Origin of the sequence: Caballeronia sp. LZ029 (genome assembly GCF_031451275.1) — a bacterium.
Classification (GTDB): Bacteria; Pseudomonadota; Gammaproteobacteria; order Burkholderiales; family Burkholderiaceae; genus Caballeronia; species Caballeronia jiangsuensis.
Genome location: NZ_JARUXO010000001.1, coordinates 2,005,898 through 2,032,711, shown reverse-complemented (window position 1 = coordinate 2,032,711; position 26,814 = coordinate 2,005,898). Strand labels below are relative to the sequence as shown.

Below are 26,814 nucleotides of genomic sequence, written 5' to 3'. Positions count from 1 at the left end.
AGGCTGCCGCGCGGTCTGACACGTAGCGAAACCAAGGCTCCCATGTCGGACATCAACTTAACGTCGGCGGTGCCGGCAGCGCACACGCAGCGCGCGCCGAGCCGTCTCGGCGACATCATTTTCGGCGGCGTGACACGGCTTGCGGCCGTCGTCACGCTGCTTTTGCTTGGCGGCATCATCGTTTCGCTGCTCGTCGCCTCGATGCCGACCATCCAGAAGTTCGGCCTCTCGTTCCTGTGGCGCTCGGAGTGGGATCCGCCCAGCGAGACGTTCGGCGCGCTCGTGCCGATCTACGGCACCATCGCGACCTCGATCATCGCGCTCATCATCGCGGTGCCGGTGAGCTTCGGCATCGCGCTCTTCCTGACGGAACTGTCGCCCGCATGGCTGCGCCGCCCGCTCGGCGTCGCGATCGAACTGCTCGCGGCGATTCCGTCGATCGTCTACGGCATGTGGGGCCTGCTCGTGTTCGCGCCGATCTTCGCGCAATACTTCGAGAAGCCGCTCGGCCATCTGCTCGGCGACGTGCCCGTCATCGGCATGTTCTTCCAGGGCGCGCCGATCGGCATCGGCATCCTGTGCGCGGGCGTGATTCTCGCGATCATGATCATCCCGTACATCGCGTCCGTGATGCGCGACGTGTTCGAAGTCACGCCCGTGCTGCTGAAGGAATCGGCGTACGGCATTGGCTGCACGACCTGGGAAGTGATGTGGAAGATCGTGCTGCCCTATACGCGCGCCGGCGTGATCGGCGGCGTCATGCTCGGCCTCGGCCGCGCGCTCGGTGAAACGATGGCCGTCACGTTCGTCATCGGCAACACGAACCTGCTCGACAACGTGTCGCTCTTTTCGCCCGGCAACAGCATCACCTCGGCGCTCGCCAACGAGTTCGCGGAAGCGAGCCCGGGCCTGCATACCTCGGCGCTGATGGAGCTCGGTCTGATTCTCTTCGTGATCACGTTCTTCGTGCTCGCGCTCTCGAAGCTGATGCTTCTGCGCATGGAACGCGGGGAGGGCCGTAAATAATGAGCCGTCCCGCTACGTTCAATCAGGATCCGGATCGCGTGCAGGCCACGCGCAAGAAGCTGCAGAGCCGCCGCCGCGGCACCAATGCGCTCGCGCTGACGCTCTCGCTCGCCGCGATGGCCTTCGGCCTCATCTGGCTCGTCTGGATTCTTTACACGACGCTCAAGCTCGGCATCGGCGGATTGTCGGTCGATCTCTTCACGCAATCGACGCCTCCGCCGAACACCGATGGCGGCGGTCTCGCCAACGCGATCGTCGGCAGCCTGTTGCTCGTCGTGCTCGCGACGTTCGTCGGCACGCCGCTCGGCATTCTCGCGGGCGTGTATCTCGCGGAATACGGCCAGAAGCGCTGGCTCGCGAGCGTGACGCGCTTCATCAACGACATCCTGCTGTCGGCGCCTTCGATCGTCGTCGGTCTGTTCGTGTATGCGATCGTCGTCGCCAAAATGGGCCGCTTCTCGGGCTGGGCCGGCGTGATCGCGCTGGCTCTGCTGCAGATTCCGATCGTGATCCGCACGACCGAGAACATGCTGAAGCTCGTGCCGAACGCATTGCGTGAAGCCGCGTTCGCACTCGGCACGCCGAAGTGGAAGATGGTGATGTCGATCACGCTGAAGGCGTCGGTCGGCGGCATCGTGACCGGCGTGCTGCTGGCGATCGCGCGTATCGCCGGCGAAACCGCGCCGCTGCTTTTCACGGCGCTGTCGAATCAATTTTTCTCGTGGGACATGAATCAGCCGGTGGCCAACCTGCCGGTGACGATCTACAAGTTCGCGATGAGTCCGTTCCCGCAGTGGCAATCGCTCGCGTGGGCCGGTGTGTTCCTGATTACGCTCGGCGTGCTGGGTCTGAATATCCTGGCGCGTGCGATCTTCTCGAAGAAATAAGGGCGGAGTGATTCCATGAATATGGTCGAAAGTGGTGTCAACCACCTGAATCCGAAGGCTGACGCAAAGCCGGTCGAGCGTGGCCCGGTGCCGGGCAGCGTGCGTCCGACGCACGCCTCGCAGCCTGCCGATTCCATCAAGCCGAAGATCGAGGTGAAGAACCTCAACTTCTTCTACAACAAGTATCACGCGCTGAAGAACATCAACCTGCGCATTCCGGAGAAGAAGGTCACGGCCTTCATCGGTCCGTCGGGTTGCGGCAAGTCCACGCTTCTGCGCACGTTCAACAAGATGTACGCGCTCTATCCGGAGCAGCGCGCCGAAGGCGAAATCCTGATGGACGGCGCCAATCTGCTCGATACGACGAAAGACATCTCGCTCCTGCGCGCGCGCGTGGGCATGGTGTTCCAGAAGCCGACGCCGTTCCCGATGTCGATCTACGACAACATCGCGTTCGGCGTGAAGATGTTCGAGCAGCTCTCGCGCTCGGAGATGGACGATCGCGTCGAATGGGCGCTCACGAAAGCGGCGCTCTGGACCGAAGTGAAGGACAAGCTGCAACAGAGCGGCTACGGTCTGTCGGGCGGCCAGCAGCAGCGTCTTTGCATCGCGCGCGGCATTGCGATCCGCCCGGAAGTGCTGCTGCTCGACGAGCCGTGCTCCGCGCTCGACCCGATTTCGACGGGCCGTATCGAAGAGCTGATCGCCGAACTGAAAAGCGATTACACGGTTGTCATCGTCACTCACAACATGCAGCAGGCGGCGCGCTGTTCGGACTACACTGCCTACATGTACCTCGGTGAATTGATCGAGTTCGGCGATACCGAAAAGATCTTCATCAAGCCGGCCCGGAAAGAAACGGAAGACTACATCACGGGCCGCTTCGGCTGATCGTCAGCCAGGTCAAACAGAAAGGCTTAAGGAGCATATATGTCCGATAAACACCTCTCGAGCCAGTTCGACGCCGACCTCAACGCGGTGTCGTCGAAGGTGCTGGAAATGGGCGGTCTGGTCGAGTCGCAGATCATCAATGCGATGCAGGCGCTGAACGAATTCGACATCGGCATCGCGGATCAGGTGATCGCGGCCGAAGCGCGCCTGAACACGATGGAAGTCGAGATCGACGAAGATTGCAGCAACATCATCGCGCGCCGTCAGCCGGCTGCGCGCGACCTGCGTCTGCTCATGGCGATCTCGAAGACGATCACGAACCTCGAGCGCGCCGGCGACGAAGCCGAGAAGATCGCGAAGCGTGTGAAGCGCATCAATGAAGACGGCGCGGGGCGCACGGTGAATATCGCCGAGATCAAGCTGTCGGGCGAGATGGCGGTGTCGATCCTGCGCCGCGCGCTCGACGCGTTCGCGCGTCTCGACACGGTGGCGGCCGCGCAGATCGTGCGCGACGACAAGGCCATCGACGATGAATTCCGCGCCTTCGTGCGCAAGCTCGTGACCTACATGATGGAAGATCCGCGCACGATTTCCGCGGGCCTCGACTATCTGTTCATCGCGAAGGCGGTGGAGCGCATCGGCGATCACGCGAAGAACATCGCCGAGTTCATCATCTATATCGTGAAGGGCACGGACGTGCGCCATATCTCGCGCGACCAGCTCGAGCGCGAGGCGCTCAGCTGAGCGTCGCGAGCGCGCAATCGTTTTAACTCAAGCAAAAGGTCAAGAGGTGCCGATGCCCAGCAGTATCCTCGTCGTCGAAGACGAACCCGCGATCTCCGAACTGATTTCGGTGAATCTTCAGCATGCGGGACATTGCCCGATCCGCGCATATAACGCGGAGCAGGCGCAAAACCTGATCAGCGACGTGCTGCCCGATCTCGTGCTGCTCGACTGGATGTTGCCCGGCAAGTCGGGCATCTCGTTCGCGCGCGACCTGCGCAACAACGAGCGCACGAAGCACATCCCGATCATCATGCTGACTGCGCGCGGCGACGAGCAGGACAAGGTGCTCGGCCTCGAGATCGGCGCGGACGATTACGTCACGAAGCCTTTCTCGCCGAAGGAACTGATGGCGCGCATCAAGGCGGTTCTGCGCCGCCGCGCGCCGCAGTTGACGGAAGACGTGGTCGCGATCAACGGCCTGCGCCTCGATCCGGCGACGCATCGCGTGGCGGCGAGTCATTCGGGCAACGACATCAAGCTCGATCTAGGCCCGACCGAATTCCGTCTGCTGCATTTCTTCATGACGCATCCGGAGCGCGTGCACAGCCGCACGCAATTGCTGGATCAGGTCTGGGGCGATCACGTGTTCGTCGAAGAGCGCACGGTCGATGTACACATCAAGCGTCTGCGCGCCGCGCTCAAGCCGGCGGGCTGCGATGCTATGATCGAAACGGTGCGCGGCAGCGGATACCGCCTTGCGAAAAGCGCCTGAGTTCGCGGCTGGCGTCATCCGCTTTAACGTTCCGCATCAACGTCACTCAGACTCACCGACAACATGAACATCATCTGGACGCGTGCGATCGTGTCCCTCGCGCTGCTCGCCGCGCTCAGCGCAGCGATCGGCGCACTGGCGGGCGTGCGCATTGCGCTCGCCTTCGCGGTGCTCATGCTGGTCGTGCAGGGCTTCTTCGTCACCTATCACATGCAGCGCCTGTGGCGTCTGCTCGAAGCGCCGGTCTACGGCGAAGTGCCGAGCGCGCTCGGCGTCTGGGGCGAAATCTATTACCGCCTGCACAAGCTCGCGAAGCGGTGGCACGCGCAGGTGCGCCAGGTCGAGCAACAGCACGCGCGCTTCATTCAGGCGATCCAGGCTTCCCCGAACGGTGTCGCGATGCTCGACGATCACGATCAGATCGAGTGGTGCAACGCCATCGCCGAAAAGCACTTCGGGCTCGATGCCAAGCGCGACTTGCGCCAGCACATCACGCATCTGGTGCGCCATCCGGATTTCGTCCGCTATCTGAACGCGCACCACTACGAAGAGATGCTCGTGATGCGCGGCATGGGCGTGAATCGCAAGTACACGGTGTCGGTGCAGGTGTTTCCGTATGGCGACCATCGCAAGCTGATTCTCACGCAGGACATCACCGAGCTCGAACGCACGGATTCGATGCGGCGCGACTTCGTCGCCAATGTCTCGCATGAACTGAAAACGCCGCTCACGGTGCTTTCCGGCTTCCTCGAAACGATGCGCGAGTTGCCGCTCGATGAGGCCGACCGCATGCGCTATCTCGACATGATGGAACAGCAGGCGTCGCGCATGCAGAACATCGTGCGCGATCTGCTCGTGCTCGCCAATCTGGAGGGCGACATGCGTCCGCCGGGCGATGAGCTGCTCGACATGCGTGCCGTGATGCGCCATCTGGAAGACGATGCGAACAATCTGTCGAGCGGGCGGCATCGCATCACGTTTCATAGCGACGATGCGCTGACCATCGCGGGCGCGGAGACTGAGGTGATGAGCGCGCTCGGCAATCTCGTCACGAACGCGGTGCGGTATACGCCGGACGGCGGGACGATCGAAGTGACGTGGCAGCGGATGAAGGAGCGGGCGGTGTTCACCGTGCGGGATAGTGGGCTCGGGATTCCGGCCGAGCATATTCCGCGGTTGACGGAGCGTTTCTATCGCGTGGATCGCAGCCGGTCGCGGGATACGGGGGGCACGGGGCTCGGGCTTGCCATCGTCAAGCATGTGTTGCAGCGGCATAATGCCGAGCTCGATGTGAAGAGCGAAGTGGGGAAGGGGAGTATGTTTATCGTGCGGTTTCCGGGGTCGCGGACGGCTTCGAGGAAGTCGCTGGCCGCGTGAGGGGTTTGGGGGTTGTTGTCGCCGGATCCCGGTTTCGTGTCGGTCTATTAGCACTGCCCCTCCCCGGGGCGGGGGTCACTTTCTTTGCTGCTGCAAAGAAAGTAACCAAAGAAAGCAGCTTCTCATCGCCCGCGGTCACACGCACGTTGGCCATGCTTGCCAGCCCGCGGTGGCCCTCGCCTAAGTGTCGCCCCCAAAGGCCCAATCGGGCTTGGCTCGCGCACGGTCTGACACATCGCACCGCTTCACTGACTGGTTCAGCACGAAATAGCTCCGGCCCGCTTCGCGGCCGATGGGTCAATCGGGTGTGTGCGCGCTTCTTCTTCGACGGTTTCCCCTGCATACCCAACGGCAGCGCGTAGCGCTGTGCCGATGCTCTTTGGTGCTGAACCAGCGCGCTCAAGGTTATGGTTTGTCAGACCGTGCGCGGTCCAAGCCCTTGTCTGCTTGTGGGGGCACTCGCTATAGCCGGGCCATTCAGCCAATCGTCTGTGCCGCGGCCGGCGTGAAGTGCTTAGGCTGGGGATAGCTGTTTCTTTGGTTACTTTCTTTGCAGCAGCAAAGAAAGTGACTGCCGCCCCGCACAGGGGCAGTGCTAATAGACCGACACGAAACCGGGATCCGGCAACAACAAACCAACAAAACCCCATCAAGAACAAAACTTCGCCAGCAACCCCAACTGCGCATTGCGAATAGACTTCCCGGGCCGCCGCTTCCGATAATGCCCATCGCTCTGCATGACCCAGGCCGATTGATTATCCCCGAGACAAACCGACAAGCCCTCGGCAATAACTCGCCGCTTCAACCGCCGATCGCGAATCGGAAACGCCACCTCCACGCGACGGAAAAAGTTTCGATCCATCCAGTCCGCGCTGGAAAGAAACACATCTTCCTTGCCGTTCGCATAAAAATAGAAGATGCGATGATGCTCGAGAAAGCGCCCGACGATCGACCGGACCGTGATGTTCTCCGACAGATCCTCAACGCCCGGCTTGAGCGAACACACCCCGCGCACGATCAGATCGATCTTCACCCCCGCATGCGACGCCTCGTAAAGCGCGGCGATAACGGTAGGCTCCAGCAACGCATTCATCTTCGCGACGATGCGCGCGCGCCGTCCCGCGCGCGCATGTTCGGCCTCGGCACGAATCGCATCGATGAGCTTCGCATGCAGCGTGAACGGCGATTGCCATAGCTGATGCAGCGCAATCTCCCCGCCGATGCCAGTCAGTTGCTGAAAGACGTGATGCACGTCCTCGCACATTTCCTGATCGGAAGTCATCAGGCCGAAGTCGGTATAGAGACGCGCCGTGCGCGGATGATAGTTGCCCGTGCCCAGATGCGCATAACGCTTCAGCACGAGCTTGCCGCCTTGCGATACGCGCCGCACGATCAGCATCATCTTCGCGTGGCACTTGTGGCCGACCACGCCATACACGACATGCGCGCCCACCGCTTCGAGCTGCGACGCCCAGTTGATGTTCGTCTCTTCGTCGAAACGCGCGAGCAGCTCCACGACCACGGTCACTTCCTTGCCGTTGCGCGCGGCCTGCATGAGCGCGTCCATCAGCGGCGAATCGGTGCCCGTGCGATAGATCGTCTGCTTGATCGCGACGACCTGTGGATCTTTCGCCGCCTGAAGCAGCAACTCCAGCACCGGCTGAAAGCTCTCGTACGGATGATGCAGCAGGATATCGCCCTGATCGATCGCATCGAAGAGATTCGACGTGTTCGCGATCGCCTTCGGCACAGACGGAATATGCGGCACGAACTTGAGGTCCGGGCGATCGACCATTTCGGGCAACTGCATGAGCCGCACGAGATTGACCGGCCCGTTCACGCGATACAGATCGCGTTCGCTCAACTGGCCTTCATCGAGGAGACGCCGCACGAGATGCGGAGGCGTTTCCGCCGAGACTTCGAGACGCACCGCGTTGCCCAGGTGACGTGCCGGCAATTCGCCCTGCAACGCGACCCGCAGATTGGTGATTTCGTCCTCGTCGACGAAAAGCTCGCTGTTGCGCGTGATGCGAAACTGATTGCAACTGCGCACGACGAGATGCGGGAACAGCTCGTTCACGAAGTGCTGCATGAACGAACTCAGCAGCACGAAACCATGCGGATAACCCGACAGCGCTTCGGGCATGCGCACGAGTCGCGGCAGCGCGCGCGGCGCCTGGACGATGCCCATCATCGCCTGACGGCCGAAGGCGTCGGTGCCTTCCAGCTCGACAACGAAGTTCAGGCTCTTGTTCAACACGCGCGGAAACGGATGCGCGGGGTCGAGTCCGATCGGCGTCAGCACCGGCAGTAGTTCGTTGTGAAAGTATTCGCGCGCCCACGCATTCTGCTGCTCAGTCCAGTCCTCCGCGCCGTGGAAGTAAATGCCTTCCATTTCGAGCGCCGGCAGCACGATGTCGTGCAGCATCGAGTATTGCTGGCGCACGAGACGCTGCGCGCGCTCGGAGACGAGATCGTAGACGTGCTGCAACGACATGCCGTCCGGCGAGAGCGAGCCGGGGTTGTCGCGCATCTGCTCTTGCAGACCCGCCATCCGGACTTCGAAGAATTCGTCGAGGTTGCTACTGGTGATGCAGATGAAGCGCAGGCGTTCCAACAAGGGAACCGTCGTGTCGGCGGCTTGCGCGAGGACGCGCTCGTTGAAACCTAGTATGCCCAGTTCGCGGTTGAATAGCGGATAGCGTATGGACATCGGAGGGAGGGAAGGTGTCTCGATCAGATGGGCAAAGGAACTCTCGGATGCTCTCACAGTATGATGTCTTTTTTAAGACAGAACGAATTTCACAAATTCTACTCACAATGCGGATAGCGTCGCTAGCGCAAACGCGCGATTCCGGCAAACAGGCGGTCCGAACGAGTCGGCAAGGGCCGCGGGCCGCGTCGGCATAGAATAGAATTCGTGCGCTGCAACAGCGCCGCTGTGACAGTGCCTTTCCCACTTCACGAATCTGGAACTCCGATGGTCACACATCCCCATCTACTTGCCGCCGTCGACCTCGGATCGAACAGTTTCCGGTTGATCGTCGGACGGGTCGAGGAAACGCCCGCCGGCAGCCAGATCTATCAGGTCGACGCGCTGCGCGAACCCGTGCGGCTCGGCGGCGGCCTGTCGAAGGACAAGATGCTCGACCGCGCATCGCAGGTGCGCGGCTGGGACGCGTTGAAGCGTTTCGGCGAACGTCTGCGCGACTTTCATCCCGATCAGGTACGCGCCGTCGCCACCAATACGCTGCGCGTCGCGAAGAATGCGCACGACTTTCTCGTCGAAGCGGAAGCCGCGCTCGGTTTCCCGATCGAAGTGATCGCGGGGCGCGAGGAAGCGCGCCTCATCTACGCGGGCGCGGCGCATTCGGTGCCGGCAAGCGCGGGCAAGCGGCTCGTGGTCGATATCGGCGGCGGCTCGACAGAGTTCATCATCGGCTCGCATTACACGCCGATCCACATGGAAAGCCTCTATATCGGCTGCGTGAGCCATAGCCGCCAGTTTTTCCCGGCGGGCAATGTCGACGAATACACGATGCGCCAGGCCGAACTCGCCGCCAAGCGCGAAATCCAGATCATCTCGAGCGAATACAAGGGCACCGGCTGGGATCAGGCGATCGGCTCGTCGGGCACGGCGCGCGCGCTCGCGGAACTGATCGAGGCGAACGGCTTCAACGACGAAGGCATCACGCACGGCATCTCGCGCGGCGGGCTGGAGAAGCTCAAGCGCGCGCTCATCAAGGCCGAGAACGTGAACCGGCTGAAGCTCATCGCGCTGAAGCCCGATCGCGTGCCGGTGCTGGCGGGCGGCCTGTCGATCATGCTGGGCGTGTTCGAGGAACTGGGCATCGAATACGCCGATACGACCGACGCCGCGCTGCGTCTCGGCGTGCTGTACGACCTGCTCGGGCGCTCGCAGCATCAGGACATGCGCACGGTCACAGTGGAAGGCTTCAAGCGCCGTTACGGCGTCGATGCCGCGCAGGCCGAACGCATCGGCGAACTGGCGATCAGCTTTTACGATCAGCTCGGCGAACCCGACGAAGACGTGCGCGAAGAAAACCGCATGTTCCTCGCGTGGGCGGCGTCGCTGCACGAGATCGGCTTGTCGATCGCGCATAGCGCCTATCACAAGCATTCCGCGTATATCGCGAGCAACGCCGACATGCCCGGCTTCTCGCGCACCGATCAGGCGCGCCTCGCCGCGCTCGTGCTCGGCCATGCGGGCAAGCTCGGCAAGCTCGCACAGGCGCGCGACGTCGAGTGGACGCTGCTCTTCTGTCTGCGGCTCGCGGCGCTGCTGTCGCGCCGCCGCGCCGATGTCGGGCTGCCCGGCATCGAGGTGAAAAAAGCGGGCGGCGGCTTCGACGTGCATCTGCCGAGCGAATGGGTGACGAACAATCCGCTCACCGATTACAGCCTCGTCCAGGAAGCGATGGAATGGGAGAAGATCGGCCGGCCGTATCGCGTCGTGTACACGGGCGACTGATGCCGCGATGAGAAGGCCCCGTCGAGCGGGGCCTTTTTTGTATCGGGGCTTCAGCGGCCCTGCATGTCGCCGATGAAGTGCCGTGCGTAACGCGCGTTGATCTCGGACAGACGAAAGAGCGTGAGGAAGTCGGCCGTGTTGAAATCCGGATCCCAGGCCGGCGCGCCGCAGATCTTCGCGCCCAGGCGCAGATAACCTTTCACGAGCGGCGGCGGGCTCACGTTGGCGCCCGTGCGCAGTTCCTCGACGGGCAGCGGCGTGTGCGGGAATGCGCGATATTCGGGCGCGGTGAGCGCATCGGGCGGCAGCGAAGTGTAGAGATTCGCGGCATAGTGCCCGCCGTCGATCATCCCGACGCTCGCGCAGCCGAGCATCGTTTCATAGCCGTTCTGCATCATGTACGCGGCGAGGCCGCCCCACAGCGACATGATCACCGCGCCATTGCGAAAGTCCGGATGCACGCACGACCGGCCCACTTCGACGAGCTTCGGCCGCAGGTGCGTCAGGCGCGACACGTCGAATTCGCTTTCGGCGTAAAGACGGCCGATGCGCGCGGCCTGATGCGGCGGCAGCACGCGATACGTGCCGACCACCTGCAGCGTGTCGAGATCGCGCACGAGCAGGTGATCGCAATAGGCGTCGAAGGCATCGACGTCGAGGCCCGCGGGGCCGGACAAACGTGCACCCATTTCTTCGGAAAACACGCGGTAGCGCAGGCGTTGCGCGTCGCGCAGCGCGTCTTCGTCACGCGCCCACGTGACTTGCAGGCGCTCGCGGCCCGTGACGGTTTCCGACGTGCGCGGAAGGTGACGGCGCGAATCGAGCGAGAGCGATGACGCTCCGAGTTGCAGGAAAGGCGTCGGCAAATCTTGCATTGGCATTCCTCGACAGGACGTTGCTGTGGCTTCAAGTCCTCGCCAATGTAGTAATGCACGGTGACGCTCGCATGGCATCGCAATGACGTTTCGATGAAACGACACGCGCATGAACGCGAGCTTACGCCGCCGCTGCCGCGCTCAGAGCAGATCGGGATTGACCACCGCGCGCAGCACGACGTGGCCATCGCCGCCGCGCGTGCGTCCCTGAAACCACCAGATGCCCGCTTTCTTGACCGACCATTCCGTTTCGTGGCCGGTCATGAGGAGCGCGGCGACACGGCCGAGCGTCGGCTGATGCCCGATCACGACGACCGTCTCCGCGACGCCTTCCGGCCAGCCCGCTGCATCGAGCACGGCCTGCGCGCCGTTGCCCGGCGCGAGCGCGTCGATCACGCGATAGCGGTCGCCGAAGGCTTCGGCGGTCTGGATCGTGCGCGTCGCGGGACTGGCGAGCAGCACGGCGTCTTCGCCGACGCGCGACTTCAGCCACTTCGCGATGCCTTGCGCCTGTTTGCGTCCGCGCGGCGTGAGCTGGCGCGCGAGATCGCTCGCCGCCTGATCTTCCGCTTCGGCGTGACGCCAGAGGATGAGGTTCATTGATCGTCTCCGGGTGATGAGGTTCGCTTTCGGATGAACCAGTAAGTTGCGTGCCCGCGTTCGGCATTGCGGATGCTCGCGGGGCGCGTTACAATCTGCGGCTCGTCGGAGCGTAGCGCAGCCTGGTAGCGCATCTGATTTGGGATCAGAGGGTCGAAGGTTCGAATCCTTTCGCTCCGACCACGATACACGAAGGGGTTACAAGTTACGGCTTGTAACCCCTTTGTCTTTTCGACGCTCATCCGGGAGTCTCATGCCGCGTATCGTTTTCAACATCGTCTGCGCCGTATTCATCGCGATCGGTTTCGCTGCCTGCGCCGACTCTGCTCATCAGAAGCACGAACCGCAAGATCCGCCCGACTACAAGGGCGTGCCGACGGACATGACCCCGCCGTCGATGGTCACCGATCCCGCCAAGCCTCAGTAACCGCCACAAAAGGCGAAGCCCCGATGCGGGCACATCGGGGCTTCTGACCCGCGTCGACTGTTCGCGCTGATATCGTGCGCGGGCTGTCGCCAGTGTAGGAAGATCGCCGGTTCGTGACTGTATGCGCTTGTTTCGGCGCGTAACGGGATGCAAGCGCAGATGCAGGCCGCTGCCCGGATCGACGTATGCCGGCGCACCGTTCGAATTCGGGAAACGCTACCTGCCGCACGATTCAGAGGATTCGCTCAAGCGGAATATTTGCCTGGCAAGTATGATTCGAGCAGTGTGTTTCAAAGTGTATCTGTCATGGATCTGCTCTGGGTTTTCGCCGCCGTCGCGCCGCTCGCCGTTGGATCGCTCGTTGCGTTCGCGGCGCATATCGATCCGTTATCCGGGCATTGGCGTCCGCCAGGCTCGAACAAGCCGAAAGACGAAACGTTCGACACCTGACGGCGCGGGCGTCACTGCTTGCAGCGAATGACCATCGAGCGGTTCTTGATGTTCGCGCCGAATATCCCGCCGACAGACCCGCCCGCGGTCGCGCCGTTATCCGCATCCTTCGACACCACGTCGTAGCCGTACGCTCCGCACATTTCGCCCGCCTGCTTGTAGCAGGCCGCCCAGGTCGTGCTCGCGTCGCCGCCGCTGCAGTTGATCGCGAAGCCCGTGTCGCCCGAAGGCAGATAGGTCATCGTCGCCGTCTGCGCGCATCCTGCGAGTGCGCCCGTCAAAGTCAGAGCCGCGCCGAGCGCGGCCGTGTGCATCCTCATCGTCAATCTCATCAATCTTCCTCTTAACGTCCGCCGGGCCTTCAGCGCGGCGGTAGATAGCGCGCGGGATCCGTCGAACGGCCCATGTAGCGCACTTCGAAATGCAGCATCGTGCGATCGCTGTCGGTATCGCCCATTTCGGCGATTTGCTGGCCCTGCTGCACCGTCTGACCTTCCTTCACCAGCAGCACCCGATTGTGGGCGTAAGCGGTCAGATATTCGTCGTCGTGCTTGATGATCAGCATGTTGCCGTAGCCGCGCAGCCCATTGCCCGCGTAGACGACATTGCCGGTCGCGGCGGCGACGACGGGCGTGCCCGCCGCATTGGCGATATCGATGCCCTTCGAGTTCTTGCCGTCGAAGCCGCGAATGATGTTGCCCTGCGCCGGCCACACGAGCGTCACGCCCGGTCCCGCCTTGTTCTGCGACGACGCTTGCGCGCTGCCGGCCGTGCCCGCAGCCGATGGCTCAGGCGCCGATGCGCTGCCCGCCGGCGGCGCGATGCGCAGCACCTGTCCGACCTCGATGGCGTCGGGATTCGTAAGCCCGTTCCAGCGCTTGATGTTCGCCACCGACGTGCGATTCTCACGCGCGATCTTGGACACGGTGTCGCCGCGCTCGACGCGATAAAAGCCCGGCGCCACCGGTCCCGTTCCGCAAGCGGCCAACACTGCGATGAGCGATGCGCAGACGAGCCGTCGAATTCTTTTTTGCAAACCTGACCTCGTAAAGCACCGCCGCGAGAAGTGCGCGGCACGTCGCGCGGCGAATCGAAAGGCAGGATTTTACCGTCTCGGGTTTCCCCGGACAGAAAGACGCCTCACGGCGGCGTCTTTCGCCTCACTCGTCGCGTGTGACGACGAGCCTGAGCGATGCCGTCTCGGTCTTGCCCGGCGCGAGCCAGCGCAGGCCGCGGCCGTTGTGGATGGCGTCGGGCAAGCCGATCCACGGCTCGACGCAATAGAAGTCCGACGTGTCCGATTCGGTCCAGGTCGTCACCGCGTACCACGGCACCGAGTCCGGCTGCTGGAGTTCGAAGCCGATCGTGCGCTTCAATCCGGGGAGCTTGATCAGCATCGGTTCGTCGGATTGCCGCGTGAGGCAGTGAAACGTATCGACGATGCCCGGATCGGCGAGCGAATAGCGCGGCAGGCCCGGCTCGGCCTCGCTGATCGACCCGTCCGCGAGTTGCTGGCGCCGCTCGGTGTGCGGCAGCTCGACGCTGCTCTCGGCGCGCTGGCCGTGCGGCAGATGAAAGTAGAAGTGATGCCCGGCGTAGTAGGGCAGCGCGACCTCGCCCGGATTCGACGTCGTGAGCTCGACTTCGAGCGTATTGCCGTCGACGATGCGATACGCCGCCTCGAAACGAAACGCGAACGGATAACCGTCGCGGGTCGCGTCGCTGTCGACGAGCGTCATCCGCAGGCCATGGCCGTCGGCGTCGCGCGTGCAGGAGAAGGGCAGGTTGCGCGCGAAGCCGTGGGTCGGCAACGCATGCACGACGCCTTCCGGATCGCGCCATCTGCCGATTTCACCATCGACGAAATGACGCCCGAGAAACGGAAACAGGAGCGGATTGCCGCCGCGGATTTTGGCCGGATTGGACCAGTCGGGCGCGTCGGGCCAGTGCACGACCGGCTCGCCGCCGACGCGCCATGTCATGAGCCGCCCGCCCGCGTGCGGCGCGAGCTGGATGGCGGCGCCGTCGCGCTCGATTTCGATGACGTCAGTTTCCGGTGACATGATGGCAGGCGCTCCGTTGGATGGCGAGGCGCCGCGCGCGGCGATCGGGCGCGGCTCGACCTCGACGATTCTGCCTCGGAATTCCGTCCGGAAAAACCCTTTGCGGGAAATTGCGACTGACCAAGCCTCATTCGATATGTTGTTATATGCTCCGAGTGTTAGGAATCAGACGGACAAGGAGCAGTCATGGATCTGGCGATGGCAATGGGCGTCGCGATGTTCGCCCTCTTCGGCGCGAGCACGGCAATCTTCCTCTACAAGCTGACAATCTGACGGCGCAATCGCGGCTTCGCCACGCCGCGCGCTTTCTTTCGTATTGCCTGTATTCTGTTTGCGATTGTTCTTCGTTTTCCCGACGATTTACTGTCGACGCATTTTGTGTGCGGTTTGCGCTTGGCGCGGGTTTTCACCACCGGCATAATCGGTCCCGTTTGCGCGCCGTATCGACTTTTCCTTCCTGTTCCAATTTCCCGTTTGCCTCGTTCGGCTTCGCGTGATGCGAGGGATGGAACTGCACGGCGCGTCCTTCTTCCTCCTCAAAAAAGGACCGACGCGTGACTCTGTGGTTTCTCGTATTTCTGAGCGTGCTCCAGGGCGTGACCGAACTCTTTCCGGTCAGCAGTCTGGGCCACACCTTGCTCGTTCCCGGCCTGATCGGCATGCATATCGACAAGCATGCGCCGCAATTGCTGCCGTTTCTCGTCGCGTTGCACCTGGGCACGGCCGTCGCGCTGCTCTGGTATTTCCGCGTGCGCTGGATCGCGCTGATTCGCGGCTTCTTCGCGTCGCTCGGCGGCCGCAAGAACGACGACGGCCACATGATGTGGGCGCTCATCATCGGCACGATTCCGACGGGCATCGTCGGGCTGGTGCTCGAAAAGCGGCTCGAAGCCATTTTTCACGATTTGCGGATCGTCGCGGCGGCGCTGATCGTCAATGGCGTGCTCCTGTGGCTGGGCGACCGTCTGCAAAAAAGCCGCGCGATGCGGGCGCCCGAAAAGCTCACGTTCAGGCAGGCGTTTCTGGTCGGCCTGGCGCAGATCGGCGCGCTGATTCCGGGTTTTTCGCGCAGCGGTCTGACGATGATCGCGGGCGTGGGCGCCGGGCTCACGGCTGAGGCGGCTGCGGAATTCTCGTTCCTGCTCGGCACGCCGATCATCTTCGCGGCGGGCGTGCTCGAATTGCCGAAGCTCTTCCACGCGCCGGGGCAACTGGCCGACTCGCTGCTGGGCGGCGTGCTGACGGGCATTGCGGCGTATCTCAGCGTGCGCTTCCTGATGCGCTACTTCGAAGGCCACGGCAAGCTTGCGTCGTTCGGCGTGTATTGCGTGATCGCGGGGATCTTCTTCCTCGGCTGGTTCATGATGCATCCGCAGCCGGTGTGATGAACTCGGGCCAAGCGGGGCGGCGAATGAGGTAAAATCGCGATCTCTTCTGATTCGCGCGGCTGCTTTCCGCCCTTGCCGCGCGCTCCGGTTCTCCGCCCTTAGCTCAGCTGGATAGAGCAACGGCCTTCTAAGCCGTAGGTCACACGTTCGAGTCGTGTAGGGCGGGCCAAACGGCCTGCGTCGAGCCCAGTCTTTGGACTGGGCTTTTTGCTTTTGTGGCGTCCGTGCAGCCACCCGACAACGTCAGCATGCCTAATCGAATCGACGCATTCCGCACGCCTGGCCCGCTTCCTGCCCATCCCTGACCTGCGTGCGCGCGCCCGATCCCCGCGATCCCGCGCCCCGCAACGCATCGGAAAAATTAACCATCTCGTACAAGCGAGTGTTCCGCCCATCCACGGTGCGCCGATGCGTCATCGTGGCGCGCGATGCGCCATAACGGTGACAGCGACAGGCCTGATCGACGCTAGAGGAATGACTTGAACAAACGAGCATACGAATCCAGCCTCGCGCAATGCTCGCTATGGAACCGCAAGCAGTCGCGCCTGCAACCGGAGTCGCGGCGCGTGCTGCTCGCGCTGCCGGAGCGCGTGCTCGGCGCATCGCTCGCCTCCTTGTTCGAACTGAAGGGCTTTCCCGCGCAACTCGCGGTGGATGCGTCCTCGCTCAGGCACATCGCCGGGGAATGGCGTCCGCATGTGCTTTTTCTCGATACGCGCGTCGGCGGCTGCGGCAATTACGCGCTGGTCCGCGCGCTACGCGAACTCGACGACGACGCCAATCGCCTCATCATCGCGATGAGCGGTTTTCTGCCCGAAGAACCGATCGCGCATCTCAGGGAAGCGGGCTACGACGGGCATTGCCGCCGCCCGTGTCCCGTGTGGCAGATGACCGATCTGCTAGACGAGTTCTTCGCATGTCACGCGGTGCGTTGAGCGCGCCGTCCTGCTGGCGCATCGCGCGAGCATAGCTGCGCGGCCCGAATACGACATTCAGCGCGATCATCGCGACGAGGCTCGCGGCCAGCATCATCCACGACATCGAGAAGCCGCCGCTCACATCGCGCACGACGCCCGCGACGACCGGCGCGATGGCCGCGATGACGAAGCCCACGCCCTGCACGAACGCGACGAGCCGCGCGGCCAGTGCGGGGTCGTCGGCGTGATCGAGCGTCAGTACGAGCGACAGCGCGAACACGCCGCCGAGCCCGCCGCCGAGCAACGCCACGACCACGAGCGGCGCCGAAAGCGGCGCGGCGAGCAGCAGAGCGAAGCCCGCCAGTTGCGCGACGAGACCGAGTGCGATCCACGGACGACGATCACGGCCGCGCCCGAAGCGAGCGGCCGCCATCGGCAGCAGCAGCGCCGACGATGCCTGGAATACCGTGAGCATCGCAAGCAGCGCGCCGCTCTCGGTCACGCCGCGGCCGAATTGCTGGTAGTACGCGGGCATCCACGCGACGAGGCTCGTATAGCCGCCATTGACGAGCCCGAAGAAGATCCCGAGCGTCCACGCCCGGCGATTGAGAAAGAGCGACGGCGCGGGCTTCGCGGAACCTGCCGATGAAGCGCGAGGCAACGCGTCCGCGCGCATAAGCAGCATCCACACCGCCAGCGCGATGAGCGCGGGCAACGCCCAGAACGCGAGCCCCGCCTGCCACGACACGCGCGATGCGACCGCCGGCGTGATGCTCGCGCCGAGTCCGCCGCCCGCCATGATCGATGCGGAGTAAAGGCCCATCGCGAAGGGCAGGCGCGCGGCGAAGCGCGTCTTCATGACGCCGGGCAGGAGCGCCTGAATGACCGCGACGCCCGTGCCCGCGATCGCCGCGCTCGCAATGAGCGCAGCCGCGTTTCCGGCGAAGAAACGTCCCGCGCAGGCGGCGACGATCGCGATAAGCCCGATCGCCACGCCGCGCGCCTGGCCGACGGAACGCGCAAGCGCGCTCGCGCCGAACGCGCACACGCCCATCGCGACGACGGGCAGGCCGGTCAGCATCGACGCGCCGCGAAACGACAATCCCGTCGCGTGGAGAATCACGCCCATCAACGGGCTGATCGACGTGAGCAGCGGCCGAAGGTTCAGGCCGATCGCGACGATCACCGCGAGCCACGCAAGGTTCGATGCACGCGGGTTCATCGCGCGAACTCGAACGATCGTGCGTCGACGATCCAGGTCGATGGTTTCATGTGATGGAATCCTCCGGTGATTCGTGCGATTTGGTTGACCATTTTATCAGTTTTTGGTCAACCAAAAATACTCTGAACCTGATAGACCGAATTCACGCCGGCGCGTCTGCACTCGATACAATGCGATTCAACGCAAGCACGACCAGGGACCATGGCATCACGCAAGGACACATCATCCAACGAAGCCGCGGCCGCGACGCCGCCCGACGAACGCGTGCACGCGGCGATCACTTCCGCGCTTTTGCACGGCAAGCTCGCGCCCGGCGCGCAGCTCGTCGAGCGCGAGCTGGCCGCCGCGTTCGACTGCACGCGCGGCACGATCCGAAAGGTGCTGGCGAGGCTCGGCGCCGAAGGCAAGCTCACGCTGGAAGCGAATCGCGGCGCGTTCGTGCCGTCGCCGACGCCCGCCGATATCCGCGAGGTGTATCGCGCGCGGCAGGTCGTGGAGGCGGGCATCGTCGCGGTACTGTGCGGCACGCTGAGCACGCAGGCGAGGCGTGCGTTGCGCGCCCACGTCAAGGCCGAGCAGCGCGCGCTGAAGGCGGGAAGCGTCGAGGAATGCGTGCGTCTCGCGGGCCACTTCCATCTGCTGCTCGCGGAGCTGGCGGGCGCGCCGGACGTGCAGGCGTTTCTCGCGAAGCTGGTCGCGAAGACCGAGCTCTACAAGGCGCTGTTCGATCCGTCGAAGTTGTCGAACTGTTCATCGGACGAGCATGGACGACTCGTCGATGCGCTGGAGGACGGCAATCTTGCCGCCGCGCTCACGGAGATGCGCACGCATATCGACGAACTGGAAGCGCGCGTGCTGGCGCAGGCGAGCGGCGCGCGCACCGACGATCTGGCGACGCTCTTCGCGGGCGCGTGAGCATCGGCGCAAAAAAACGGGCCGCGGCGTAAAAGCCGCGGCCCGTCTCGTTACAGCACCGGCAGATGTCGCTTACTGCGAGAAGTCGAGCGCGTTGGTCAGATCGCCCATCGCCTTGCCGCCGTTGGCGACGAGTGCGTCGTCGCGCGATTTCAGGCCCGGCAGTTCCGGCAGGCTGTAGCGCTTGGTGATGAAGCGCAGGATCGACGTCGTGTCGTATTGCGTGTGATCGACGAAGCCCTTCTTGGCGTACGGCGAAATGATGAGCGCCGGAATACGCGTGCCCGGACCCCAGCGGTCGCCCTTCGGCGGCGCGACGTGATCCCAGAAGCCGCCGTTTTCATCGTAGGTCACGACGACGACCATGTTCTTCCACTGCGGACTCTTCTGCAGATGGGCGATCAGATCGGCGATGTGCTGGTCGCCCTGCGCGACGTCCGTATAACCGGCGTGCTCGTTCAGGTTGCCCTGCGGCTTGTAGAACGCGACTTGCGGCAGCGTGCCCGCATCGATCGCCTTGATGAACTCCGAACCGTTCGTGCCGCCGTCGAGCAGATGCTGCGCGCGCGCCGCCGTGCCCGGTGCGAGATCGGCGAAGTAGTTGAACGGCTGATGGTGCGTCTGGAAATCAGGCACCACATTGACCGCGCCGTTGATGACCGAACGGTCCGCGAGCGCCGCCGCCCACGAGCCGCCGTACCATGCCCAGCTCACGCCGGCCGTGTTCAGCAGATCGCCGATATGCTGCTGCGTTTGCGGGGGCAGCGTCGTCGGCTGGGTCGGGTCCGCGAGGTTCGCATCGCCGCCGGTGACCGGCTTGTTGCCGCTCGGCTGATACGGCGGCTGCATCGTGTTGACCGCGAAGAAGTCGGGCGTGAGCGTGCCGGAGTTCACGAACTGCGCGTCGGCCGAGCCGGTCATCGCGGAGGGCGGAGGATTCGTCTTTGTCTTGAGCGACACGCCATCCGGATTCACCGCGGAAATCGATCCCTTCGCGACGCTCGTGTCCGCGTTCGGGTAAATCGGCGTACATGCGCAGATGAGCCACTGGTGGTTCAGGAACGAACCGCCGAACGCGCTCATGAAGAAGTTGTCCGCGAGCGTGTATTGCTGCGCGATCTTGTAGAGCGGCAGCTTGTCCGGCGGCGTGTCGTAGTGACCCATCACGAGACCGCCCGAGTCGCCCCATGCGGCGAACTTGTCGTTCTTGCCGCCGTCGATCTGCATCTGGTTCTCGTAGAAGCGGTGATACAGATCGCGCGTCGTGACGTTGAGCTGCGTGTTGAAGCCGTTGGGATCGTCGATTGCGAACGGGGTGTTCGGCAGGTTCGCCGTCATCGCTTCGGAAATCGCGGGCGTGACGCCCTTCGCCGTCAGGCCGGTCCAGATCTTCGGCAACGTCGCGAGCACGCTGCCGTCGCGATCGAGCTGCTGCGAGTTCGCCGCAGTCACGTTCTGCAGACCGTTCGCGCCGGGAAAGTGCCCGTACAGATTGTCGAAGCTGCGGTTTTCCGCGTAAATCACGACGACGTTCTTCACCGAAGAAATATCGCTGGTCTGATGGTCGTCGCCGCCGCATGCGTAGAGGCCGAATGCGAGAGCCGCCGCGAGCGGCACCGCGCAAACGAGTTTCTTGTTCATTGAGATTCTCTCTTGTGTTGGGGACCGGCGCGTGGCGCGGGCGTCGTCGTCGGAAAGCCTTTACCCGCCGGCGAGCGCAGTGTCGCAATGCAAATTGACGCCGCCATGTAATAAGGCTTTCGTTTGCGTAATGTTCGCTTAATAAATTTCGCCCGACGGCCCCGGCATGACAGCGTCGCGGCTTGTCACATGAAAGACACGCGCACGACATACGCTTCGGCATCTTTCAATTCCGATCGTCACGTCCATGTCTTCGATGCGTTTGCCGTCCGTCTTTTGTGGTCTCGCGTTCGTCGTGTTGTCGGTGGCGATGAGCGGCTGCGATTCCCATGCGGCGGACCAGGGCGCGAGCGGGCAGACGCAGGCCGCGCCGAGCATCGCGGCCAACACGGCGCCGCACGGCCAGTCGCGCGCGGAAGTGTTCGCGCATGTGAAGCAGATGACGTCGCTCGGCGAAAAGCTGTTCTTCGATCCGTCGCTGTCCGGGTCGGGCAAGCTCGCATGCGCGTCGTGCCATAGCCCGAGTCATGCGTTCGGGCCGCCGAACGCGCTGTCCGTGCAACTGGGCGGCAACGACATGCATCGGCCGGGATTCCGCGCGGTGCCGTCGCTCAAGTATCTGCAGTCGGTGCCGGCGTTCACGCGCCACTTTCACGATTCCGACGACGAAGGCGACGAGAGCGTCGATGCCGGCCCGACCGGCGGCCTCACATGGGATGGCCGCGTCGATCACGGTTCGGACCAGGCGCGCATTCCGCTGTTGTCGTCGTTCGAAATGGGCAGCACGCCCGCCAAGGTGACGGCCGCGGTGAAGGCATCGCCCTATGCCGACGACTTCCGCAAGGCGTTCGGCGCCGACGTGTTCGACAGCGACGACAAGGTGTTCGCCGCGGTGCTGCAATCGCTCGAGGCGTTCGAGCAGACGCCCGAGAAGTTCTATCCGTACACGAGCAAGTACGACGCGTTCCTCGCGGGACGCGCGAAGCTCAACGAGGCCGAGATGCACGGCCTCCAGCTCTTCAACGACGAGAACAAGGGCAACTGCGCGTCGTGTCACATCAGCCAGCGCGCGAAGGACGGTTCGCCGCCGCAGTTCAGCGACTTCGGCCTGATCGCGATCGGCGTGCCGCGCAATCGTGCGCTGCCGGTCAACAGGAACCCGAATTTCCACGATCTCGGCGCATGCGGTCCCGAGCGCCGCGATCTGACGGGTCAGGACGAATATTGCGGCATCTTCCGCACGCCCACGCTGCGCAATGTCGCGCTGCGCAAGACGTTCTTCCACAACGGCATCTATCACAATCTGGAAGACGTGGTGCGCTTCTACGTCGAGCGCGACACGAACCCGGCGAAGTTCTATCCGGTGTCGAAGAAGGGCGTCGTCCAGAAGTTCGACGATCTGCCGAAGCGCTACTGGGAGAACATCAACACGGAGGCGCCGTTCGATCGCAAGAAGGGCGACAAGCCCGCGCTCGACGAAGCCGAGATCAGGGACGTCGTCGCATTCCTCGACACGCTCACCGACGGCTACGATCCGGCGAAGGACAAGAACTCGCAGAAGGGCATCGGCATCAACGAAATGAAGTCCGCATCCAACTAGCGCACGCCCGTGCGGCGCGGCGGCCGAGCGCGCCGCGTCATGCTATTCTCCTTGCGACCGCCCACACGGGCCGAGTTGATGAATCGCCGTTGCCGCTCTGGCCGCATTTGCAGACGGCATACTCATCCGCAATGAGGACACTTCAATGCCGATCACACATCGAGCGCTCGCTCGCGCTTCTTCCCTGACTCTCACGGCAGCCGCGCTCGTTGGCGCGAGCACGGCGGCATCCGCCGCGAATCTCGGATTCCTGAACAACACGCCGATCACCTACATGAAGCAGCGCGATCTGCAGGCGCTCAACAACGCCGCGCAGATCGCGCTCAATACCAAGCAGGACGGTGAATCGCTCGACTGGGACAACAAGGGCGCGGGCAACACGGTGCCGATCAACGGCACCGTGACGCCGCAAGAAACCTTCGATTCCGGCGGGCTCAAGTGCCGCAAGGTCATGCTCGTCGCACATGCGAAAGGGCAGACGCAGACCTGGACGCCGGTCGCCTGCAAGGGGAGCGACGGCAAGTGGAAACTCAAGAAGCAGTGATGAACGGGGACCGGTGTCGATGAGCGCCCGCACCGTATCGTGCGGCGTCGTCATCCTGAACGGGCAGGGCGACGTGCTGCTGTGCCACGCGACCGAAACCACGCACTGGGACGTGCCCAAGGGCGCCGCCGAGCCCGGCGAGAGCCCGTGTGAGGCGGCGTTGCGTGAACTCGTCGAGGAGACGGGGATCGTGTTGCCCGCCGGGCGGCTTATGGATCTCGGGCGCTTTGTCTATCGTCGTGACAAGGATCTGCATCTCTTCGCCGTGCGGGTGAGTGAGGATGAAGTTCTGATCGAGAACTGCGTGTGCGAATCGTACTTTCCGCGTTATAGCGACGGGACGATGATTCCTGAGATGGATGCCTACCGCTGGGTCAGTCCGGCCGACGTCGACACGTTTGCGAGCCGCAGCCTCGCGCGGTTGTTTCAGACGACGTTATCGCTTGTTGAGTTGCATGAGAGGCTTTAAGGGGTTTTTTTTGTGGAATCCTGATTTCGTGTCGGTCTATTGGCACTGCCCCTCCCCGGGGCGGGGGTCACTTTCTTTGCTGCTGCAAAGAAAGTAACCAAAGAAACAGCTATCCCCAGCCTAAGCACTTCACACCGGCCGCGGCACAGACGATTGGCCTAATGGCCCGGCAGTAGCGAGTGCCCCCACAAGCAGATAAGGGCTTGGACCGCGCACGGTCTGACAAACCATAACCTTAAGCGCGCTGGTTCAGCACCAAATAGCTTCGGCACAGCGCTACGCGCTGCCGTTGGGTATGCAGGGGAAACCGTCGAAGAAGAAGCGCGCGCACACCCGATTGACCCATCGGCCGCGAAGCGGGCCGGAGCCATTTCGTGCTGAACCAGTCTGGGGTGCGGCGCGATGTGTCAGACCGTGCGCGAGCCAAGCCCGATTGGGCCTTTGGGGGCGACACTTAGGCGAGTGCCGTCTGCGGCTGGCAAGCATGGCCAAAGTGCGTGTGACCGCGGGCGATGAGAAGCTGCTTTCTTTGGTTACTTTCTTTGCAGCAGCAAAGAAAGTGACCCCCGCCCCGGGGAGGGGCAGTGCTAATAGACCACCGCGAAACCGGGATCCGGCGAAAACCCAACCCAGTCACGCACACGGGATCCGGGCGAAAAAACCCAACTCAATCAACCGTACGATCATTAGGATTGGCAAACAACGCCTTCATCTCCGGCGACATCGGAAATTCCAGGTTCATACCATCCGGCGGAATCGGCCGCATGAACCACGTGTCGTAGAGCTTCGCAGCTTCGCCAGAACGCTGCATATTGGCGATCACATCATCCACGATGCGCTTGAACACCGGATCGCCTTTCCTCATCATGCACCCATACGCCTCGTTCGCCAGCGATGCGCCCGTCACCGCATATTCGTTGCGCGCAGCGCCTTCCTGAGCGATCTTGCCGTAGAGAAGCGGATCGTCCATCACGAACGCCACCGCGCGATCCGACTTCAGCGCGGCGAACGCTTCCGCATGATCGCGCGCGCTGATGATGCGCAGATTCAGCTTCTTGTCGATGCTCATCTGCCGCAACATGCGCTCATCCGATGTACCCGCCGTGGTCGCCACCGTCTTGTTCGCGAGGTCCGCGTAATCGCGGATGCCCGACTTCTTCTTCACGGCCATGCGGATGCCGTACTGAAAGAAGCTGTTCGAAAACGCGACGAGCGGATCGCGGTCCGCCACATGCGCGGTCGAGCCGCATTCAAGATCGACCTGGTTGTTCACGACATACGAGATGCGGTTCGCCGACGTGACCTGCACGTTCTTCACCGCGAGATTCGGCAGTTTGAGGCGCTTCTTGATCTCGTCGACGACTTTCAGCGCGATGTCGTACGAGTAGCCGACCGGCTGCTGCTTCACCGTGTACGAGAACGGCACCGACGACTCGCGCGTGCCGAGCACGATCGCGCCGTTCTCCACGATCTTGCGCAGGGTCGCGGAAGGCGGCATCTGATCGACGGTGGCCTGCGCCGTGGCGAGTTCGGCAGCGGTGGCGCCATGCGCGCCGGCGGATGCGAGCAGAAGCCACGAGGCGAGGGCGCCACTTCGTTGCGCCCAGGTGCGATGCGGCGCGAAGGCATGCGGCAGCTTCATGGATGTCCTCGTTAGAAGCGGCGTGCGGTGAGTCCGGCGAGATTCACCGAGTGCGCCGCGTGGCTGCGCGGCGCTTTTGTTACGTCGATATCAGGCCGGTTTGCCCCAGCTGTCGCGCAGGCTCACGATGCGGTTGAACACCGGCTTGCCCGGCTGCGAATCCACACGGTCCGCGACGAAATAGCCGTGCCGCTCGAACTGGACGCGGTCTTCGGCGTTCGCATCACGCGCGCTCGGTTCGAGATACGCGTTCACGACGCGCTTCGAATCCGGGTTGAGCGCATCGAGGAATTCCGCGCCGCCCGCGCCGGGCTGCGGTTCCTTGAACAGACGGTCGTAGAGGCGCACTTCGGCCGCATACGCGGTGGCCGCGCTGACCCAGTGGATCGTGCCCTTCACCTTGTAGTTGTTCGCGCCTTCCGTGCCCGACCGGCTGTCCGGGAAGTAGTTGCAATGGACGGCGATCACGTTTCCGTTCTCGTCCTTGTCCGCGCCCGTGCATTCCACGACGAAGCCGTATTTCAGGCGCACCTTGTTGCCCGGGAAGAGGCGGAAATAGCCCTTCGGCGGCGTTTCCTGAAAGTCCTCGCGCTCGATCCACAACTCGCGCGAGAACGGGAACGTGCGCACGCCGCGATCCGGATGATGCGGATGCACCGGGGCGCTGCACGACTCGCTCTGTCCTTCCGGATAGTTGTCGATGATGAGCTTCAGCGGATCGAGCACGGCGATCGCGCGCGGCGCCTTCTCGTCGAGATCGTCGCGCAGTGCGCCTTCGAGCACGCTCATGTCGATCCACGAATCGACCTTCGTGACGCCCACGCGCTCGACCATCAAGCGGATGCTTTCCGGCGTGAAGCCGCGCCGGCGCACACCGACGATGGTCGGCATGCGCGGATCGTCCCAGCCGTCGACGTGATTGTCCTGCACGAGCTGCAGCAGCTTGCGCTTGCTCGTGATCGCATACGTGAGGTTCAGGCGCGAGAACTCGATCTGCTGCGGCAGCGGACGTTGAAACACGCCGTCGTCCGCGAGCTGCGCGAGGAACCAGTCGTAGAGCGGCCGATGATCCTCGAATTCCAGCGTGCAGAGCGAGTGCGTGATGTTCTCGATCGCGTCCGACACGCAGTGCGCGTAGTCGTACATCGGGTAGATGCACCACGTGTCGCCCGTGCGGTAATGATGCGCGAAGCGGATCCGATAGATCACCGGATCGCGCATGTTGAAGTTCGGCGACGCCATGTCGATCTTCGCGCGCAGCACGTGCTCGCCTTCCTTGAACTCGCCCGCCTTCATGCGGCGGAAGAGGTCGAGGTTTTCTTCGGGCGTGCGGTTGCGATACGGCGAGTCGATGCCCGCTTCGGTGGCCGAGCCGCGCGTCGCGCGCATCTCGTCGGCGGTCTGACTGTCGACGTACGCCTGCCCCTTCGCGATGAGCATCTCGGCGAACTCGTACAGCTTGTCGTAGTAGTCGCTCGCGAAGTATTTGTGCTCCGCGCCGTCCTTGTTCCAGTCGAAGCCGAGCCATTTCACGGCGTCGATGATCGAATCGACGTATTCGACGCTTTCCTTCTCGGGGTTCGTATCGTCGAAGCGCAGGTGGCACACGCCGCCGTATGCCGCGGCGAGACCGAAGTTCACGCAGATGCTCTTCGCATGGCCGATGTGCAGATAGCCGTTCGGCTCGGGCGGAAAGCGCGTCTCGACCCGCTGCGCCCATTTGCCGGAGCGGTTGTCGTCTTCGATGATGTTGCGAATGAAATTGGATGGCGCCGGAGCGTCGTTGCGATCGGTGTTCATGCGAAAGAGAGTGCCAGCGGATGCGCTCGCGCGCGTGAAACGGTTCGGGAAGCGTTCCTTGCGGCCAGCCGGCCAGAAACGCGTACGAAT

At 63.2% G+C, this 26,814-nt stretch carries 25 protein-coding genes and 2 tRNA genes; 17 read left to right on the top strand and 10 right to left on the bottom strand.

Annotation, left to right across the window (positions count from 1 at the left end; translation table 11 throughout):
* Nucleotides 1-42 precede the first annotated feature (42 nt).
* From pstC to phoR, 6 genes are all read left to right on the top strand, one after another.
* Nucleotides 43-1,026, top strand: a complete 984-nt coding sequence (pstC, locus tag QCE73_RS09635) for a phosphate ABC transporter permease PstC (protein WP_035501629.1) — start codon at nucleotides 43-45, stop codon at nucleotides 1,024-1,026.
* A complete protein-coding gene (gene pstA, locus QCE73_RS09630; protein ID WP_035501628.1) occupies nucleotides 1,026-1,913 on the top strand; it encodes a phosphate ABC transporter permease PstA in 888 nt (295 codons plus the stop codon). The genes pstC and pstA overlap by 1 nt, the downstream gene beginning before the upstream one ends.
* Before the next feature lie 15 nt (nucleotides 1,914-1,928).
* Nucleotides 1,929-2,804, top strand: coding sequence for a phosphate ABC transporter ATP-binding protein PstB (pstB, locus tag QCE73_RS09625; protein WP_035501627.1), 876 nt, complete (start codon nucleotides 1,929-1,931; stop codon nucleotides 2,802-2,804).
* 39 nt (nucleotides 2,805-2,843) lie between these two features.
* Nucleotides 2,844-3,548 carry a phosphate signaling complex protein PhoU gene (phoU, locus tag QCE73_RS09620; RefSeq protein ID WP_035501626.1) on the top strand — a complete coding sequence of 235 codons (705 nt, stop codon included), beginning with the start codon at nucleotides 2,844-2,846 and terminating at the stop codon, nucleotides 3,546-3,548.
* A gap of 52 nt (nucleotides 3,549-3,600) precedes the next feature.
* On the top strand, nucleotides 3,601-4,302 hold the full coding sequence (gene phoB / locus QCE73_RS09615) for a phosphate regulon transcriptional regulator PhoB (RefSeq protein WP_035501625.1): 702 nt from the start codon (nucleotides 3,601-3,603) through the stop codon (nucleotides 4,300-4,302).
* A gap of 63 nt (nucleotides 4,303-4,365) precedes the next feature.
* Nucleotides 4,366-5,679 carry a phosphate regulon sensor histidine kinase PhoR gene (gene phoR, locus QCE73_RS09610; RefSeq protein ID WP_035501624.1) on the top strand — a complete coding sequence of 438 codons (1,314 nt, stop codon included), beginning with the start codon at nucleotides 4,366-4,368 and terminating at the stop codon, nucleotides 5,677-5,679.
* A gap of 649 nt (nucleotides 5,680-6,328) precedes the next feature.
* Here phoR and ppk1 read toward each other — a convergent pair.
* Complete coding sequence (gene ppk1, locus QCE73_RS09605) at nucleotides 6,329-8,392, bottom strand: polyphosphate kinase 1 (protein ID WP_035510828.1); 2,064 nt, start codon at nucleotides 8,390-8,392, stop codon at nucleotides 6,329-6,331.
* A gap of 267 nt (nucleotides 8,393-8,659) precedes the next feature.
* On the opposite strand from ppk1, the gene ppx reads away from it, so the two are divergent.
* A complete protein-coding gene (gene ppx, locus QCE73_RS09600; RefSeq protein ID WP_309880945.1) occupies nucleotides 8,660-10,171 on the top strand; it encodes an exopolyphosphatase in 1,512 nt (503 codons plus the stop codon).
* 50 nt (nucleotides 10,172-10,221) lie between these two features.
* Here ppx and QCE73_RS09595 read toward each other — a convergent pair whose 3' ends face one another.
* Both QCE73_RS09595 and QCE73_RS09590 read right to left on the bottom strand, forming a co-directional pair.
* Entirely contained in the window at nucleotides 10,222-11,046 is an 825-nt protein-coding gene (locus tag QCE73_RS09595; protein ID WP_309880943.1) for a GNAT family N-acyltransferase, read from the bottom strand.
* A gap of 141 nt (nucleotides 11,047-11,187) precedes the next feature.
* Complete coding sequence (locus QCE73_RS09590; protein WP_309880941.1) at nucleotides 11,188-11,646, bottom strand: histidine phosphatase family protein; 459 nt, start codon at nucleotides 11,644-11,646, stop codon at nucleotides 11,188-11,190.
* Nucleotides 11,647-11,752: 106 nt separating this feature from the next.
* Between QCE73_RS09590 and QCE73_RS09585 the strand changes: the two genes are divergently transcribed.
* From QCE73_RS09585 to QCE73_RS09575, 3 genes are all read left to right on the top strand, one after another.
* Nucleotides 11,753-11,829: transfer RNA gene (locus QCE73_RS09585), tRNA-Pro, on the top strand.
* Between the two features lie 70 nt (nucleotides 11,830-11,899).
* On the top strand, nucleotides 11,900-12,073 hold the full coding sequence (locus QCE73_RS09580; RefSeq protein ID WP_309880939.1) for a hypothetical protein: 174 nt from the start codon (nucleotides 11,900-11,902) through the stop codon (nucleotides 12,071-12,073).
* A gap of 147 nt (nucleotides 12,074-12,220) precedes the next feature.
* Complete coding sequence (locus QCE73_RS09575; protein ID WP_309880937.1) at nucleotides 12,221-12,523, top strand: hypothetical protein; 303 nt, start codon at nucleotides 12,221-12,223, stop codon at nucleotides 12,521-12,523.
* Nucleotides 12,524-12,534: 11 nt separating this feature from the next.
* Here QCE73_RS09575 and QCE73_RS09570 read toward each other — a convergent pair whose 3' ends face one another.
* The 3 genes from QCE73_RS09570 to QCE73_RS09560 form a co-directional block, all read right to left on the bottom strand.
* Entirely contained in the window at nucleotides 12,535-12,855 is a 321-nt protein-coding gene (locus QCE73_RS09570) for a hypothetical protein (protein WP_404989742.1), read from the bottom strand.
* A gap of 29 nt (nucleotides 12,856-12,884) precedes the next feature.
* The gene (locus QCE73_RS09565) at nucleotides 12,885-13,559 is read right to left on the bottom strand and encodes a peptidoglycan DD-metalloendopeptidase family protein (protein ID WP_309880935.1); all 675 of its coding nucleotides are present in this window, start codon (nucleotides 13,557-13,559) and stop codon (nucleotides 12,885-12,887) included.
* 124 nt (nucleotides 13,560-13,683) lie between these two features.
* Nucleotides 13,684-14,586, bottom strand: a complete 903-nt coding sequence (locus tag QCE73_RS09560; protein ID WP_309880933.1) for an aldose epimerase — start codon at nucleotides 14,584-14,586, stop codon at nucleotides 13,684-13,686.
* A gap of 554 nt (nucleotides 14,587-15,140) precedes the next feature.
* On the opposite strand from QCE73_RS09560, the gene QCE73_RS09555 reads away from it, so the two are divergent.
* The 3 genes from QCE73_RS09555 (at nucleotide 15,141) to QCE73_RS09545 (ending at nucleotide 16,909) form a co-directional block, all read left to right on the top strand.
* Nucleotides 15,141-15,971, top strand: coding sequence for an undecaprenyl-diphosphate phosphatase (locus QCE73_RS09555; protein ID WP_035510816.1), 831 nt, complete (start codon nucleotides 15,141-15,143; stop codon nucleotides 15,969-15,971).
* Between the two features lie 95 nt (nucleotides 15,972-16,066).
* Nucleotides 16,067-16,143: transfer RNA gene (locus QCE73_RS09550), tRNA-Arg, on the top strand.
* A gap of 310 nt (nucleotides 16,144-16,453) precedes the next feature.
* The gene (locus tag QCE73_RS09545) at nucleotides 16,454-16,909 is read left to right on the top strand and encodes a hypothetical protein (protein ID WP_035510814.1); all 456 of its coding nucleotides are present in this window, start codon (nucleotides 16,454-16,456) and stop codon (nucleotides 16,907-16,909) included.
* On the opposite strand, the gene QCE73_RS09540 is transcribed toward QCE73_RS09545, so the two are convergent.
* Complete coding sequence (locus tag QCE73_RS09540; protein ID WP_309880932.1) at nucleotides 16,809-18,113, bottom strand: cyanate transporter; 1,305 nt, start codon at nucleotides 18,111-18,113, stop codon at nucleotides 16,809-16,811. The genes QCE73_RS09545 and QCE73_RS09540 overlap by 101 nt on opposite strands.
* 201 nt (nucleotides 18,114-18,314) lie before the next feature.
* On the opposite strand from QCE73_RS09540, the gene QCE73_RS09535 reads away from it, so the two are divergent.
* Nucleotides 18,315-19,028: a GntR family transcriptional regulator gene (locus QCE73_RS09535; RefSeq protein ID WP_309880930.1), complete on the top strand. Its 714-nt coding sequence runs from the start codon at nucleotides 18,315-18,317 to the stop codon at nucleotides 19,026-19,028.
* Nucleotides 19,029-19,100: 72 nt separating this feature from the next.
* On the opposite strand, the gene QCE73_RS09530 is transcribed toward QCE73_RS09535, so the two are convergent.
* Nucleotides 19,101-20,669 carry an acid phosphatase gene (locus tag QCE73_RS09530; RefSeq protein WP_309880929.1) on the bottom strand — a complete coding sequence of 523 codons (1,569 nt, stop codon included), beginning with the start codon at nucleotides 20,667-20,669 and terminating at the stop codon, nucleotides 19,101-19,103.
* A gap of 247 nt (nucleotides 20,670-20,916) precedes the next feature.
* Here QCE73_RS09530 and QCE73_RS09525 point away from each other — a divergent pair, with 247 nt between their 5' ends.
* The 3 genes from QCE73_RS09525 to QCE73_RS09515 all read left to right on the top strand — a co-directional run bounded on the left by QCE73_RS09525 (nucleotide 20,917) and on the right by QCE73_RS09515 (nucleotide 23,282).
* Nucleotides 20,917-22,269 carry a cytochrome-c peroxidase gene (locus QCE73_RS09525; RefSeq protein WP_404989741.1) on the top strand — a complete coding sequence of 451 codons (1,353 nt, stop codon included), beginning with the start codon at nucleotides 20,917-20,919 and terminating at the stop codon, nucleotides 22,267-22,269.
* Nucleotides 22,270-22,414: 145 nt separating this feature from the next.
* The gene (locus QCE73_RS09520; protein ID WP_309880927.1) at nucleotides 22,415-22,813 is read left to right on the top strand and encodes an RT0821/Lpp0805 family surface protein; all 399 of its coding nucleotides are present in this window, start codon (nucleotides 22,415-22,417) and stop codon (nucleotides 22,811-22,813) included.
* Nucleotides 22,814-22,832: 19 nt separating this feature from the next.
* On the top strand, nucleotides 22,833-23,282 hold the full coding sequence (locus QCE73_RS09515) for an NUDIX hydrolase (protein ID WP_309880925.1): 450 nt from the start codon (nucleotides 22,833-22,835) through the stop codon (nucleotides 23,280-23,282).
* Between the two features lie 667 nt (nucleotides 23,283-23,949).
* Here the strand turns inward: QCE73_RS09515 and QCE73_RS09510 are convergent.
* The gene (locus QCE73_RS09510) at nucleotides 23,950-24,924 is read right to left on the bottom strand and encodes a transporter substrate-binding domain-containing protein (RefSeq protein ID WP_075583963.1); all 975 of its coding nucleotides are present in this window, start codon (nucleotides 24,922-24,924) and stop codon (nucleotides 23,950-23,952) included.
* 90 nt (nucleotides 24,925-25,014) lie between these two features.
* Nucleotides 25,015-26,724, bottom strand: a complete 1,710-nt coding sequence (locus QCE73_RS09505; RefSeq protein ID WP_309880921.1) for a glutamine--tRNA ligase/YqeY domain fusion protein — start codon at nucleotides 26,722-26,724, stop codon at nucleotides 25,015-25,017.
* Nucleotides 26,725-26,814 lie beyond the last annotated feature (90 nt).